The 14,394-nt window shown below is 40.9% G+C and carries 14 protein-coding genes; 8 read left to right on the top strand and 6 right to left on the bottom strand.

What is annotated here, in order from left to right; genetic code table 11:
* Nucleotides 1-112: 112 nt before the first annotated feature.
* Genes KXJ59_RS03735 through KXJ59_RS03725 form a run of 3 tightly spaced genes read left to right on the top strand, consistent with a single transcriptional unit; the run spans nt 113 to nt 2,275 of the window.
* A complete protein-coding gene (locus tag KXJ59_RS03735; RefSeq protein ID WP_295201300.1) occupies nt 113-862 on the top strand; it encodes a hypothetical protein in 750 nt (249 codons plus the stop codon).
* The gene (locus tag KXJ59_RS03730; protein WP_295201297.1) at nt 859-1,515 is read left to right on the top strand and encodes an HD domain-containing protein; all 657 of its coding nucleotides are present in this window, start codon (nt 859-861) and stop codon (nt 1,513-1,515) included. Before KXJ59_RS03735 ends, KXJ59_RS03730 begins: the two co-directional genes overlap by 4 nt.
* A 28-nt stretch (nt 1,516-1,543) precedes the next feature.
* A complete protein-coding gene (locus KXJ59_RS03725) occupies nt 1,544-2,275 on the top strand; it encodes a peptidylprolyl isomerase (protein ID WP_295201294.1) in 732 nt (243 codons plus the stop codon).
* A gap of 1 nt (nt 2,276) precedes the next feature.
* On the opposite strand, the gene KXJ59_RS03720 is transcribed toward KXJ59_RS03725, so the two are convergent.
* Entirely contained in the window at nt 2,277-3,410 is a 1,134-nt protein-coding gene (locus KXJ59_RS03720) for a hypothetical protein (protein WP_295201293.1), read from the bottom strand.
* A 21-nt stretch (nt 3,411-3,431) separates the two neighbouring features.
* The gene (locus KXJ59_RS03715) at nt 3,432-4,244 is read right to left on the bottom strand and encodes an amidase (RefSeq protein WP_295201291.1); all 813 of its coding nucleotides are present in this window, start codon (nt 4,242-4,244) and stop codon (nt 3,432-3,434) included.
* Nucleotides 4,245-4,690: 446 nt separating this feature from the next.
* Here KXJ59_RS03715 and KXJ59_RS03710 point away from each other — a divergent pair, with 446 nt between their 5' ends.
* Nucleotides 4,691-5,434 (top strand): LuxR C-terminal-related transcriptional regulator, encoded by a 744-nt coding sequence (locus KXJ59_RS03710; RefSeq protein ID WP_295201289.1) that lies wholly within the window; start codon nt 4,691-4,693, stop codon nt 5,432-5,434.
* A gap of 8 nt (nt 5,435-5,442) precedes the next feature.
* Here KXJ59_RS03710 and KXJ59_RS03705 read toward each other — a convergent pair whose 3' ends face one another.
* From KXJ59_RS03705 to KXJ59_RS03690, 4 genes are all read right to left on the bottom strand, one after another.
* Nucleotides 5,443-6,480, bottom strand: a complete 1,038-nt coding sequence (locus tag KXJ59_RS03705; RefSeq protein WP_295201287.1) for a hypothetical protein — start codon at nt 6,478-6,480, stop codon at nt 5,443-5,445.
* 107 nt (nt 6,481-6,587) lie between these two features.
* The gene (locus KXJ59_RS03700) at nt 6,588-6,815 is read right to left on the bottom strand and encodes a hypothetical protein (protein WP_295201285.1); all 228 of its coding nucleotides are present in this window, start codon (nt 6,813-6,815) and stop codon (nt 6,588-6,590) included.
* 36 nt (nt 6,816-6,851) lie between these two features.
* Complete coding sequence (gene pulA, locus KXJ59_RS03695; RefSeq protein WP_295201282.1) at nt 6,852-8,831, bottom strand: type I pullulanase; 1,980 nt, start codon at nt 8,829-8,831, stop codon at nt 6,852-6,854.
* 88 nt (nt 8,832-8,919) lie between these two features.
* Nucleotides 8,920-10,455: a family 10 glycosylhydrolase gene (locus KXJ59_RS03690; protein WP_295201281.1), complete on the bottom strand. Its 1,536-nt coding sequence runs from the start codon at nt 10,453-10,455 to the stop codon at nt 8,920-8,922.
* Between the two features lie 188 nt (nt 10,456-10,643).
* On the opposite strand from KXJ59_RS03690, the gene KXJ59_RS03685 reads away from it, so the two are divergent.
* The 4 genes from KXJ59_RS03685 (at nt 10,644) to KXJ59_RS03670 (ending at nt 14,394) form a co-directional block, all read left to right on the top strand.
* Entirely contained in the window at nt 10,644-11,090 is a 447-nt protein-coding gene (locus KXJ59_RS03685) for a hypothetical protein (protein ID WP_295201279.1), read from the top strand.
* 67 nt (nt 11,091-11,157) lie between these two features.
* A complete protein-coding gene (locus KXJ59_RS03680) occupies nt 11,158-11,808 on the top strand; it encodes a Crp/Fnr family transcriptional regulator (RefSeq protein WP_295201277.1) in 651 nt (216 codons plus the stop codon).
* Between the two features lie 57 nt (nt 11,809-11,865).
* Complete coding sequence (locus KXJ59_RS03675; RefSeq protein ID WP_295201275.1) at nt 11,866-12,678, top strand: sulfite exporter TauE/SafE family protein; 813 nt, start codon at nt 11,866-11,868, stop codon at nt 12,676-12,678.
* A gap of 297 nt (nt 12,679-12,975) precedes the next feature.
* On the top strand, nt 12,976-14,394 hold the full coding sequence (locus KXJ59_RS03670; protein ID WP_295201274.1) for an MBL fold metallo-hydrolase: 1,419 nt from the start codon (nt 12,976-12,978) through the stop codon (nt 14,392-14,394).

The raw sequence follows: 14,394 nt of genomic DNA, 5'->3' as shown, positions 1-14,394 counted from the left end.
AGGGTAAAGATAAATTAATGGAACAGAACTCCTGCCAATTGTTTTAGATACGAAAAATGAATCTGGTTCGATTTTTCAGATCTGCTGCTTATATTTATAGAAAGCTTAGCGTATGAAAAAAAATATTACCGGTAGCTACTGCAGTATAATTTTACTTTTCACCTTGGCGCTCCTGTCTTTTACTGTAAAAAAAGACAACCCTAAGTCTGTACAGGGTGCCTGGCAATATGTTTCAGGTAAGGAACAAACAGTGATTATCATTACACCACAGGTTTTTTCATCTGCCACTTATAATATCAGTGAAAAGAAATTTATCTCCTCTTATGGCGGAACATGGTCTGTAAAAGACGATAAACTTGTACTGAAAACAGAGTGGAACAGCATCGACAGTGCTAAAGTTGGCACTGACTGGGTATCGTCTTTTAGTATTACAAAAAATCAGTTAAGCCTGAACGGGTTACCCAAAAAATTAGACCGGCTCGATGATGGAACACCCGGTGAGCTGGCAGGAGCCTGGATCATTACAGGCAGCTATACCAATGATCAGGTATCAAAAAGACGCAGTCCGTTTTATCCACGCAGAACCATGAAGATTTTATCGGGCAAACATTTTCAGTGGATTGCATATAATGTAGTAACCAAACAGTTTATTGATACGGGCGGAGGCACTTATACGACTGAAAATGGTAAATACACAGAAACTATTCATTTCTTTACCAAAACAGCAGAGAGCGTTGGCAAGAGTTTAAGTTTTGACTACTCTTTTGTAAATGGCGACTGGAGGCACAAGGGGCAGAAATCAACAGGTGGCGCTATGGACGAGTGCTGGACAAAACGGGAGTTACTTGAACCCAAACAATGATGACGAACCAGGATATTATAAACACAACTGTTATTTATGTAAAGCAGACCCTCTCTGGCAGCGAATCGGGTCACAACTGGTTTCATATAGAACGGGTCTGGAGAAATGCCAAACTGATTGCCGCATCGGAACAGGTTGATTTACTGGTGGTAGAACTGGCTGCTTTGTTGCATGATATTGCAGATTCAAAATTTCATGATGGCGATGAAAACATTGGTCCTTCAACAGCAAAAACTTTTTTAGCTACACTTCCGGTAGATGCTGGCATTGCAACACATGTAGTGAATATAGTGACCCATATATCATTCAAAGGTGGTAATCATGAAAAGGGTTTTTATTCACCAGAACTGGCTGTTGTGCAGGATGCCGACCGCCTCGATGCCATTGGCGCCATTGGTATAGCCAGGGCCTTTCATTATGGAGGTTACAAAAACAGAGAAATCTACGATCCTGCCATTGCTCCTGATTTGCATATGACCAAAGAAGCGTATAAAAACAGTCAGGCACCCACCATTAACCATTTTTATGAAAAACTATTACTCCTGAAAGACAGGATGAATACAGTTACAGGGAAACAACTGACTTTACAAAGACATGTATTCATGGAGAATTATCTTCAGCAGTTTTATTCCGAATGGAATGGCGAATTATAAACAATTACTTATACATTAATCTTACCCAATGAATAAATTATTACTTGTTCTTGCTCTCTTTATCAGCTCCTGTAGCGGAACTAAATATTTCAGGAAACTTGATAAAGAAGAAAAAAGGGCTGTAAAAGAAAGTAAAAAATGGGTAGCTGTTTCCAAAAAGGAAGCGCATGTGCTTATCATGACCAGTAAGGGAAATATGGTAGTTAAACTCTATAACCAAACCCCTTTGCACAGAGATAATTTTCTTTCAAAAGTAAGTGCAGGATTTTACGATAGTTTATTATTTCACCGTGTTATCAATCGCTTCATGATACAGGGCGGAGATCCTGAAAGTAAAAATGCAACAGCAGAAAAACGTATTGGAGGCGGAGCAGCCCCGGGTGATCGTATCCCTGCAGAATTCAGGACCGATCAGAAAATTTATCACCAGCGTGGCGCATTAGCTGCTGCACGCACCGATAATCCCGAAAAAGCCAGTAGCAATTGTCAGTTCTATATTGTACAAAGACCCGCCTGGCGAAAAACTGAACTGGACAGTACCATTGCTGCCAGAAAATTAGTTTTAACTGAGGAGCAAAAAAAAATATATACTACAGTTGGCGGCACCCCTCATCTTGATGGTGGATATACCGTTTTTGGTGAACTATTACAGGGTTTCGAGGTGTTGGATTCTATAGCAGTTACCCCCACAAAAAGCGACAGACCGCTCACTGATGTGCGGATGCGTATGTTCCTGCTGAACAAACCCAAACTAAAATAAATTATCCTTCCTCCGTCATTCTTTGCAGCAGCATTGTTTTCGTAACCAATGGCTGGTTGATCGTAATTTCTTCTTCCACTGAAAAATTGATGATACTGTCGTCCTCATCTTTTTTATACGCCAGTTGAGCAGATAATATATACTTACCAAAAGGAATTGCTTTCCCCATAAAATCATCCGACTGGTCATCGGCAGGATTTACCAGTGTGATTATTTCTTTGCCATTCAATGGTTTTAAAGTTACAGTTGCTGCATTAAAACCCGCCTCCGAAATGGAAGCTCCTTCTTTGCTTTTCTCAACTGCTTCTGTCAAATCAAGTGTAACAGTTATATCAGCTTTACCGGTTTCTGTATGGGTAATGGTAGTTTGGGTAGCCGTTCCAAAAGGAAGGATGAGTTCTTTCAGGCGGTCAAGAAAACGCATCACGCGGCCAGAAAAGAAACCACTGATAAAAGCAAATACAATCAACCCGTTATTCACGGAAATATCAATCATATTATCGTTGCTGTCTGTAATATACTGGTAACCCAATACCAACACGATGGTACAGGCAGGTGCGTAAAACATTTTGGCTACCTGACCCGATATTTCAGCCGGATCGAAACTGCCACTGTCTTCCGTACCCGCAGTATTCAGGCTTTTTGCATTGGCAATACTTACATAATACACAAGGCTCACCAATACGCCCATCAGGCTCCAGAAAAAAGCTTCCAGGTATGTTTTATTCCCCGTTAACCAAAAGGGACTGCTTACCAGAAATTTTTTATCGATCAAATAATCGGTTATATCCTGGTTCTTCATTTGCGTCAGCAAAGCCATGGTCTCACTCAGTTGTTGCCGGTTAATTTTCTGGTGCAATTCGGTTCTGAGAAAATGATCGAGGAACAAATTACGTTGCAGGTAGGGACTGGTTTTTATGCTGTCTTTTGCCTGCATACTGCTGTCGTACGCGAGGTATTTATACACCAGTTGTAATTGTTTTTTATCGAGTTGTACATATTGATTTCCTTTCCAGGCTATATGTGTCGACACATATACAAGAACAGTAATACCCAGTAATAAACAAAGTGTCAGCAGCCATTCTCTTCCGCTCCATGCTTTCGCCTGCAGGAATCCTAAATTATTTTTTTCCATGATTGATGTTGGATTTGATGATCAGATTAAGAGGTTACTAAATACCCATTCGTTGGCAGTGTTGCTGATTTTGCTCCAGCCATCTCTTTCCTGGTACACAGCCAATTCTGTTTCTTTTGGAACTACCCTCAAAACAGGTGAATTTTTATCTGGACCTGAACGCACGTTTAATGCAGAAGCTTTTACCTTTTTCATCTTTGGCTGAACAACAGGTGTTGTGGCCTGATCTTTCATTGCTTCTGTAATCAGTGGAAAAAAATTATTCTGTGCAGCCATAATGGTATTACCACCAAAAAATCCGGTACCCGGACAACTCTTCTGTTCATTACCAACCAACCCTGAATTTATTTTTTCTTCCGAAAATCTTTTTCCCCGCTGATCATACCAGTGATGGTATACAATGGTGGAAGCGTTCGGTTGTAGTTTGAATTTTTTACAGAGCAAGGCATTCAGCCTGATGATACAGTTTCTGTGTGCATCGGTCATTTGATCGGCACCCAGATCAAAATTTCCAAAATGCTCGATGCATATACCACCTGTATTTGCGCCGCGAATACCTGCGGGAACCAGGTCAATCGGGCGACATAATGCAATATTACCTGATGGAAAGGTGGTGATGTGCTGACCAATATCACTCCATTTTCGGTCATTGATATGAACCGATCGCATCGATTCGAGCCAATACATTTCTCCCCGCTGAGAACTAAGATGCGAATAACCCGGTCGCCAGGTGTGGTGATTCTGAATAATCTTCACCGTTCTTGAAAAAACAGAACTGTTGAGATAAACATCAAATTCATCCGGCGAAAAAATCCTGAATTGCGCCAGTGGCATGAGCTTATAATTTAGGTTGATCGAAAATGTTATACTGAATCTGGTATCCCGCTTAAAGAAGATTTCCTGCTTATTGAACTATGCCAAAAAATAAGACCCGGATAGGGTTATCCGGGTCTGTGCCCACCCTTTCAGATGGGGGAATGGCTTACCATAGGACTAATGATTGCTTGCTCAACCCTAGGGCTGTTACAGGATCACACCCCCCGACGTGATCGGTAACAGCCCCGATAGGTTTATTCGATAAAGGCTAATGCCTGATTATCAATGAGATAAGAGGAGTTATAGTTTCTTGGTGTATTAGTATATGATTACTAATTTTAAACTGTTAAACGGACGAGGTTTAATAACCCCTCTTTTCTGAATCCAAAAGTACAGCGACTGATTATACAAGTCAACTGTGAAAAGACGCAGGTGCAGGAAATGAGTGTTTTTAGTAAACGAGTATGAACCAGACAGCACCCACCGGATTAGGTACTTATTCAAAAAAGTTTATCACCGATATCCCTGCAGACCTTTCTGCAGAGGAAGTGAAACATTTTAATGAAACCATTCCCAAATTTCCTGAAGAAGGAATTTATATTTATTCATTTGCAAAAGGCAGAATGATTTATGCCCATGGATGGGAAGAAGTACTGGGTTATAAAGACGACGAAATAACCATGCTGAAGATTGTAAACATGACTGCCCCTGCTTATGCACCCTTTGTGCATGAAGTAAATGATAAGGCGCTTATGTTTATTCATAAAACCAATAGCGATCTCGACAAATACAGTTTCATGATTGAGTCGAAGAAGATGCACAAGAATGGTACCGAAGTACCTATTGTAGCGAGGGTAGGTGTTTTTGAACATGCAGAAGGAAAAGTGTTATCTATCATCGGTCGTTTTCAGGTTAACAGGAGTCTCACTTTCGGTAAAGTAATGCGTTATGCTGCTTTCGGCCCCGAGAAATCTGGTTTTGAAGAAGAACTGAATAAAACATTATTCTATCAGTACGCTATTTCGAATAAAGAAAAAGAAGCATTGGCATTGGTAGCGAAAGGTTTTTCATTCAAGGAAATTGCCAGTAATTTCAATGTGTCGCAATCAGCTATTGAAAAGAGAATTATTCCGCTGTACAAACGTTTCGATGTAAAAAGTCTTACCCACCTCGTGAGCTTTGCCTACGATAATCATATTCTTCCCTGATAATGGTATCAGGCAGAACGATTAAGATCAATCTGTATTATCTTCTCAGCAGGAACACCCATACCTGATAACATATGCTGCCAGCTGTTTTGGAGGGTTTGCGCAGATACAGATGTTATTTCACCCAATACCCAGATGGTATTCAGTTGCTGTAACGCTTTGAGATTTTGTGCGGCATACTGGCCTTCATTCATGTGTTGGAGGAAAACAGCCGGAGAGATGAGTTCACCGGAATGTGGTAATCCGGTATTGAGATCATCAATCACCAGACAATCTGCATTACGCCAGTTCCATAGATTGGATGGAACGGATGGCTCCACCAAATCCGATTCAAACATCCAGCTAAACAATTTCATGGATGTAGCATATTTACAAGTATGGTGTTTTATAGACAACTCATTTGCAATAGCCACTGCCAGCGATGTTTTACCGGTTTTGTAAGCGCCTGATATTAATAGATGATAACCGGCTTTCGGTTGCTTTAAAAAATACAGGGCCGTAGTTTTGTCGGCTTCTTTCATATTCCACCTCCATTGACTAAGCCTGAACTGAAATGGATATTCTGCGGCTTGCTGAAATATTTTGGTATGGTACCAGTGTTTGGATGGGGAAACCAGCACCAACCCTATTACCAAAAGACCAGCAAGCAGGTACCAGTTAAATCCCAATAATAAGCCGGCGAGTAGTGCGCCAGTAGCAAAAAAAACAAGATCGGTTGCCGTATCATGAATAATATTTTTCCAGTCGGGTTCGAATAAAGCACCTTCTTTTTTCTGCTGACTAAGTGGTTTTACCACATTGTAAATTTCAAAAAGGGTCCAGAACAGTGCTATAAACACCGCAGCTTTCCACGATGCTCCTTTCACATGGAATACGCTTGATAAAAGAAGATAGAGCAAATGAGTAGGAATAAAACCGAGCATACAATGTCCGCACTGATTGGCCAGCCAGCCATAACTGAGGGTAATACCTCTTTGAGAATCTTTACCAATAAGATCGTAGTGTAATTGTTTTTTTACAATTGCTGCAGGTAGTTGGTAGGGCATGTGTTGGCTTTACTGCATAAATATAGCCACAGTCGTAAAAGATTACAATTGGAAAATATTTCCTTTCATCCAATACGCCTGTGGCTATGTATAAAGAGAGTGCCTGGTTATTCTTCTTCTTCTGCCTTGTACAGCGGGTTTCTGCGGGTGGGGATGATCATTTTCTCATCTTCACTCAAAAACACCCAAAATTCAAACAGTGTAAAAATATCACCGGGGGTTTTACTGTCACCGTTTTCGCTTCTGCGCTCATATGGACCCAGCAATTCACCGTTATGCTTCAGCTCTAACAGTTTCTTTTCGTGGGCCAGTTCTTTAAAACTTTCAATGGTCATACCGTTGTTGATTTTGTGCAAATATAGGTGTATCTGTTATTTTCCAATTAATATTAAACTGCTAAATGGAGCTACTTTAATCTGGTTTGGTAGAGGTTTTTGAGTTGTCAGATAATCTTCCTGTAGTAATGGAATCCATATTCCGTTCGGTACGCTAATAGTATGGCTGTCAGCGCTGCCATTGAATAACAGCAACATTTCCCCAAATTTGCTATCATGAAACCTCCCTTTAACGATATAGGCAATTACTCCATCTGGTAGTAGTTGTAAAAACTGTAGCTTACTGTTGACCTCTTTCTGAGTATTCATCCTAAGCGGCGAGTAGGATTTTCTTAATTCGATTAATTTCTTTACTGCATGGTTTAATTCACAATGAATAGTCTTTTGATCCCACCGAATCGCATTTACACTATCTCCTTTATTATACGAATTTTCCTCTCCAAACTTTGAACGCAGAAACTCTGAGCCTGCATGCAAAAAAGGAATGCCTTGTGAAGTAAGTACAATGGTTAAAGCCAGTTCATGCATTTTCTTCCTGTCTGCTTCCGATGCTTCAGGAACAGATAAGGCAATTTTATCCCAGAGAATATTATTATCGTGGCACTCAGCATAAGTAATCACATTATCAGGACCTGATGTATAGGGTTCTTTTGAGTAATTCACTTTACGCATATCAATCTGTACATGTTTACCCGATGCCACTATACCAAATTTTACCGATTCGGCGTTGCTTGTTTTTCCTGTGGCAAAACCTCTGTCTTTTATATCAAACACACTGCCTTTAATACCATCTCGTATATCATCACTGAAAACAGCAATACCTTTTAGTAAATGTGCGTTTTTCTTTACGGCTCTTTGTTCTTCCGGATAAGGGGAGGCGCCTGCCGTCCAGCCCTCACCATATAAAAGTATATCGGGTTTTATTTTATGCAGGGTATCTGAAATAAGGTTCATGGTTTTAATATCATGCACACCCATCAGGTCGAAACGAAAACCATCTATATGGTATTCTTTTACCCAGTACAAAACACTCTCCAGCATAAACTTGCGGAACATTTCTCTCTCACTGGCCGTTTCATTACCACAGGCAGTGGCATCCGAAAAACTACCATCGGCTTTCTGGCGGTAATAATAACCCGGCACCAGTTGATTGAAATTAGAAGTTTCAGTAAGCGCCGTATGGTTATACACCACATCCATCACCACCCGCAATCCTTTTTTGTGAAAAGCCTGTATCATTTGTTTCAACTCACGTATACGAGTCAGGCCGTCTGCAGCATTGGTACTGTATGATCCTTCGGGCACATTATAGTGAACAGGATCGTAACCCCAGTTATACTGATCGGTTTTTGTTTCATCTACCGAATTGTAATCGTAAAAAGGAAGCAGGTGCACATGTGTAACACCCAGTTCTTTTATATGATCAAGACCAGTCGATAAGCCGGCTGTATTTTGGGTTCCTGTTTCTGCCAGTCCTAAAAACTTGCCCTTCTGTTTTACACCCGAGGAAGGGTGAATGGTTGCATCACGAATATGCAATTCATAAATAATGGCATCAGTGGGCAGGTTTTTATCGGAGAAATCGGGGCTTCTGTCTTTATTCCATCCATCAGGATTGGTATCTTTCAAGTCAACCACCATGGCTCTTTGTCCGTTGATACCAACGGCTCTGGCATAGGGGTCGGTTACTTCATTGTTCCATTTTCCGTTAATTTTTGTTCGAATAGTATAAAAAACTCCTTTCAGGTTTTCTTCAACCTTAGCAACCCATGTACCTGATTGAGATTTTGTCATTGCCAGAGAACGATATACATGGCCACCCGTACCCTGCTTATACAACCTCAACTCAACTTCAGCAGCAGGCGGGCTCCAGATACGGAATAAAGATGACTGACTGGTATAGGTTAAACCCAGATCATTGCCTTTATAAGTGGGGTATTGATCGTACTGGTTTTGTGCTTCTGTATGTTGTTTTGCGAATATCATAAGGAAGCAGAAAAGAATAAGGCGCTTCATGAGCAGGTTTTAACCATTAATATACAATTCATTTTTGACCCAACCTTAACCCTGCCCCGGACTTAAGTCCGGGGCAGGGTTAAGCCGATTAATGAGTAGTCCATGATGTTCCATTTGAACTCAGCATTTCACTTTTTTCACTTTCATTACCCAATCTGTCAATAGCCGTTACAGCAACTGCAGATAAGTTTATTCTTTCCTTATTGGCAGCAGTTATGCTTTGTTCAAGTTCAAGCATCCTGTCGTTCCTGTTAAGTATCTGATACCGTTTCTGGCTTCCATACCGGTAATAAACCACCCACTTAAATACAGCCGTTGCTTCTCCATGTTTCCAACTGATTTTTACTTTTCCATTTTCAGTAATAATATTTAGTTCCGGTTTTGCAGGAGCATTGGTACCCAACCATGGACTTGCAGGTACCAGCGCCTGTTTTTTATACGGCCCTTCTATCAATGCTTTTGCCATGGGTGGATTTTTGGAAACAGAAAAAATATTCCAATGTAATACTCCCATGCTTTCCGGTAACATGCCACGTGAAATCATAATCTGGCTCATGATTTCATTTACGTTTTTTGCACTGGTATCTCTCCCCACACTAATACCCGGCCAGAGATGACGCTGCATGGTATTCTCCTGTTGCCACCAACCCAATAAAACCGGATAACTCTGAGGCATACGATTGATGGGCCAGTATAATTGAGGAGCGAAATAATCAATCCATCCTTTATTCAGCCACAACTTTGCATCTGCATATAATTGATCATACTGATCGAACCCCTCAATGGATGCAGGATAACCCGGGCGCCAGATACCAAATGGGCTCAGCCCGAATTTTACATGTTTCTTCTCCGCTTTAATTTCTTTGTATAACCTTTCAATTAAGGTATTCACCGCATCTCTTCTCCAGTCGCCACGCGATAATTTACCGCCTGACTGCTGATACATTTTCCAGCTTTCATCATCCGGAAAATCATCGGTTCCATTGTAAGATGGATAAGGATAGAAATAATCATCAAAATGAACACCATCTATATCATAACGTTTTACCAGGTCCATCACCACTGCCGATGTATGATCCTGTGTTTCTTTTCTGGCAGGGTCCATCCACCAGTACCCTTCTTTTAGTTTCATTACCAGTTCAGGATGTTTGGTTACAATCGATTGTTCACTGATCTCTTTCCCATCCTTATGATGTGCCCGGTATGGGTTTAACCATACATGCAACTCCATACCACGATCATGTGCCGCTTCAATCCAGAAATGTAAAGGATCATAAAATGGTTCGGGTGCTTTTCCCTGCTTACCGGTGAGATAATAAGACCATGGCTCCAATGCACTCTCATACAAAGCATCGGCTTGTGGGCGTACCTGGAAAATGACTGCATTAAAATGATGTGCTTTTAGAAAATCGAGCTGCTCAATGGCTTCCTGTTTTTGTTGCTCAACACTTAATCCGGGTTTACTGGGCCAGTTAATATTGGCCACTGTGGCGATCCATGCTGCCCTGAACTCTCTGTCGGCGCCGGATGTTTTTACCGGTTCATTTCGTTGTGTTTTTTTAGCAGGGTTGCAATACAGGAAAAAGATAGATGCAAAACAAATAAGTAAACTATTACGATACATATATGGCAGTTATGAATATTAAAACTACTCCAAAACATTATACACTCTCTGCGAAAACTCTCCGAAGGAGTCCTGTAGACTGCAAACTCTCGTTCTCTGCGGTGAACTTACGCGAATATTCACCGCAGAGAACGAGAGGAAACGGAGATTTCGCAGGGTTTTTCTACCTTTCCTCTCATTTCATACAGATGGCATTAACCGGAAAGAAGAAAAAGATAGACGTAATAGATAAATTGCTGGAAGCTTGCTACCAGCATAATAAAGATGCTTTGTTTATTATGAGCCTCATGCACCAGTACGAAGACCGTGGCAGCCTGAGTAAAAAACAACTGGAAGGTTTATTATTAAAAGCCAGAAAAATAAACGACCTCCCTACAGGTATTATTGCAGCAGTGGAAGCCATTGTACTGAAAATGCCAACACGTGATAAAACGCCGGTAGAAAGTATAAGAAGCAAGGACCAGGAATCAAGCGAAGACTACAGTAAACTGATGAATGAGGTACTTGAAAAATACCCGCAACATAAACGTGTATTATTCCTTAAAACGCAGCTGGAACAACGAAAAACACTTGCAGCTTTGGAACAAAAAGAAATTGAAAAATTTCACCAGTTACTCATCCTGAACAAAAAATAGCCCGTGACAAATGTCACGCACCTGCTTTTTAAGTAGGTTAAATTTGCAGATTGTCTAAATTGTGTACATGATACCTACTGAGATCATAGAAAAACATTTCCCTTTTTTTGAAAAAGAATTACAGGATCAGATTGCTGCCATAGGTGAAATAAAAGAATTTGAATCGGGCGATATCCTCATGAAAACCGGTCAGAATATACGTTCTACCATGTTGGTGCTTTCAGGGCTCATCAAAATTTTCAGGGAAGATGAAGAGGGAAATGAATTCTTTATGTATTACCTGCAGCCCGGTCAGGCCTGCGCCCTCTCTATGGTTTGTGCCATTAAACAGGAGACAAGTCAGATTATGGCTAAAACGGTCAATAAAACAGAGGTAATCACCATTCCGCTTACCTATATGGATCAATGGATGGCAAATCACAAAAGCTGGTATCATTTTGTGGTAAGTAGTTACCGTGAGCGTTTTGAAGACATATTACAAACCATAGACCATATTGCTTTCAGGAATATGGATGAACGTTTGGTCTTTTACCTGAAACAACACCAGACTACCACCAAATCGCCCATGCTGAGTATTTCTTTTACCGAAATAGCCCAGGAACTCAATTCATCGCGTGAAGTAATTTCAAGGCTCATGAAGAAACTCGCCGAAAAAGGTATGATCAGGCAGCATAAATCGCAAATTGAAATTCTTAACCTGCAAAAATGGGGTTCGTGATATTTATCACGAAATAACTCCACTCATACACCCAACTTTGCCCTCACAATTAAAAACATGGAAATAGCAGGTTATATCGCATCGCTGGTTATTGGCATTTCACTCGGGTTAATAGGAGGCGGTGGTTCTATTTTAACGGTACCTGTGCTTGTTTATCTTTTTCATGTAGAACCTGTACTGGCTACTGCTTATTCACTGTTTATCGTGGGTTTGTCGAGCCTGATTGGAGCTGTTCCAAAATACAAACAGGGTTTTATTAACCTCAAAACTGCCATCATATTTGGTATTCCATCTATTGCTGCAGTTTTTGCCACCCGGAAATTTATTGTTCCGGTTATACCCGATGAAGTATTTACTATTTATGGTTTCGTAGTAACGAAGTCTATATTAATGATGCTTTTATTTGCTGTGCTCATGCTTTTCGCTTCTGTTTCTATGATCCGCGAAAAACAAAAGACAGAAGAAAAAGAAACAGGACCACAGCAATTTAATTATCCCTTGATTTTACTCGAGGGAGCTGTTGTAGGTATTTTAACAGGACTGGTAGGTGCCGGTGGTGGTTTTTTAATCATTCCAGCACTGGTATTATTAAGCAAGCTGCCCATGAAACAGGCCGTGGGAACGTCATTGTTGATTATTGCAGCCAAGTCGCTGATTGGTTTTACAGGCGATCTTTCACATTTTCAAATGAACTGGACCTTACTCGGTTCAGTAACAGCCCTGGCCATTGGCGGAATTTTTATCGGTAACCGCATCAGTACAAAAATTGATGGTAATAAACTCAAAAAAGGATTTGGTTGGTTTGTACTGGTAATGGGTATTTATATTATCATTAAAGAGTTGGTTTTCCCCGGCGGTTCATCACACTAGTTTTTTATACCCCCCAATAAGCGAGAGGCCTGCAGCGATGTGGGCCTTTCCAATTTATGACAAAGAGCAGTGCTGAATGTGACGAATATCACGTTTTAACTCGACTACTCTTTTCAACTTTACAACCCCTCTGCGAAAACTCTCCGTTCTCTTTTCTCTGCGGTGAATTTTCACCGCAGAAAAAGAAGGGCGCAGAGTTTTCGCAGAGGAGTGTTAAAAAATGTTCATCGTGATACAGGTCACGAAAAAGGCAAATGAAACAACTGAATTTTACAGTATCAAATAAAACAAACCATTATGATAGTTGAACAAATTTATACCGGATGCCTGGCACAGGGTGCCTATTATATTGAAAGCAATGGTGAAGCTGTGGTAATTGATCCACTCAGAGAAGTAGCCCCTTATATTCAAAAGGCAGAACGCAATGGTGCCAAAATAAAATATGTGCTCGAAACACATTTCCATGCCGATTTTGTATCAGGCCACATCGACCTCGCTAAAAAAACCGGCGCGCAAATTGTGTATGGTCCAAACGCAGCTCCTGATTTCGATTTCTATTCTGCTAAAGATGGTGAAGAGTTGAAAATAGGTAAGGCAACCATTCAGGTATTACATACACCGGGGCATACCATGGAAAGCACCTGTTACCTGTTAAAAGATGAAACAGGAAAAGCAATTGGTCTGTTCAGCGGAGATACTTTATTTATTGGTGATGTGGGTCGCCCCGATCTGGCACAAAAAGTAAAAGCAGCACTCACACAGGATATGCTGGCGGGTTATTTATTTGATTCCTTAAGAAACAAGATTATGCCACTAGCCGATGATATTATCGTTTACCCGGCTCATGGTGCTGGTAGTGCCTGTGGTAAAAACATGAGCAAAGAAACAACTGATACCCTGGGTCATCAGAAGCAAACCAATTATGCGTTGAGAGCCGATATGACAAAAGAAGAGTTTATCAGGGAAGTAACCAATGGTCTTGTTGCACCACCAGCCTATTTTCCATTAAACGTAATGATGAATATTCATGGTTACGATAGTATTGATACAGTGCTGGAAAGAGGTCAGCACGCGCTGAGTGCCGATGCCTTTGAAGCTGCGGCCAATGAAACAGGTGCACTGATTCTCGACACCCGCGACCCACAAACTTTTGCCGCAGGTTTTGTTCCCAACGCTATCAATATTGGTATCGACGGAAATTTTGCTCCATGGGTAGGCGCTATGATACCAGATATTAAACAGGAAATTTTATTGGTAACAGATGATGGAAGAGAGCAGGAAGTTATTACCCGTTTAGCCAGGGTAGGCTACGATTTTACCATTGGCTATTTAAAAGGTGGTTTCGCAAGCTGGAAAGAAGCAGGCAAAGAAGTAGATCAGATTCGTTCTGTTAGTGCCGAAGAGCTGGCTCTCATCATGGAAGAAGAAAAGGTAAACATACTTGATGTACGCAAAAAAAGTGAATACCTGAGTGAGCATGTGTTAGAGGCAGAGAACGCACCACTCGATTTTATCAATGAGAGCATGAGCCAGATAGACCGTAACAAAACCTATTATGTACACTGTGCAGGTGGTTACCGGTCCATGATTTTTAATTCAATCCTGCGCGCAAGAGGTTTCGATAACCTGATTGATGTTAAAGGTGGGTTTAAAGCCATTAAAGAATCAGAGAAATTCAGGGTAAGTGATTATGTATGTCCAACAACTTTATTATAA

This window comes from Sediminibacterium sp. (genome assembly GCF_019264485.1).
Classification (GTDB): domain Bacteria; phylum Bacteroidota; class Bacteroidia; order Chitinophagales; family Chitinophagaceae; genus Sediminibacterium.
Note: the sequence above shows the minus strand (reverse complement) of the source record. Positions and strands in the feature narration are given on the sequence as shown.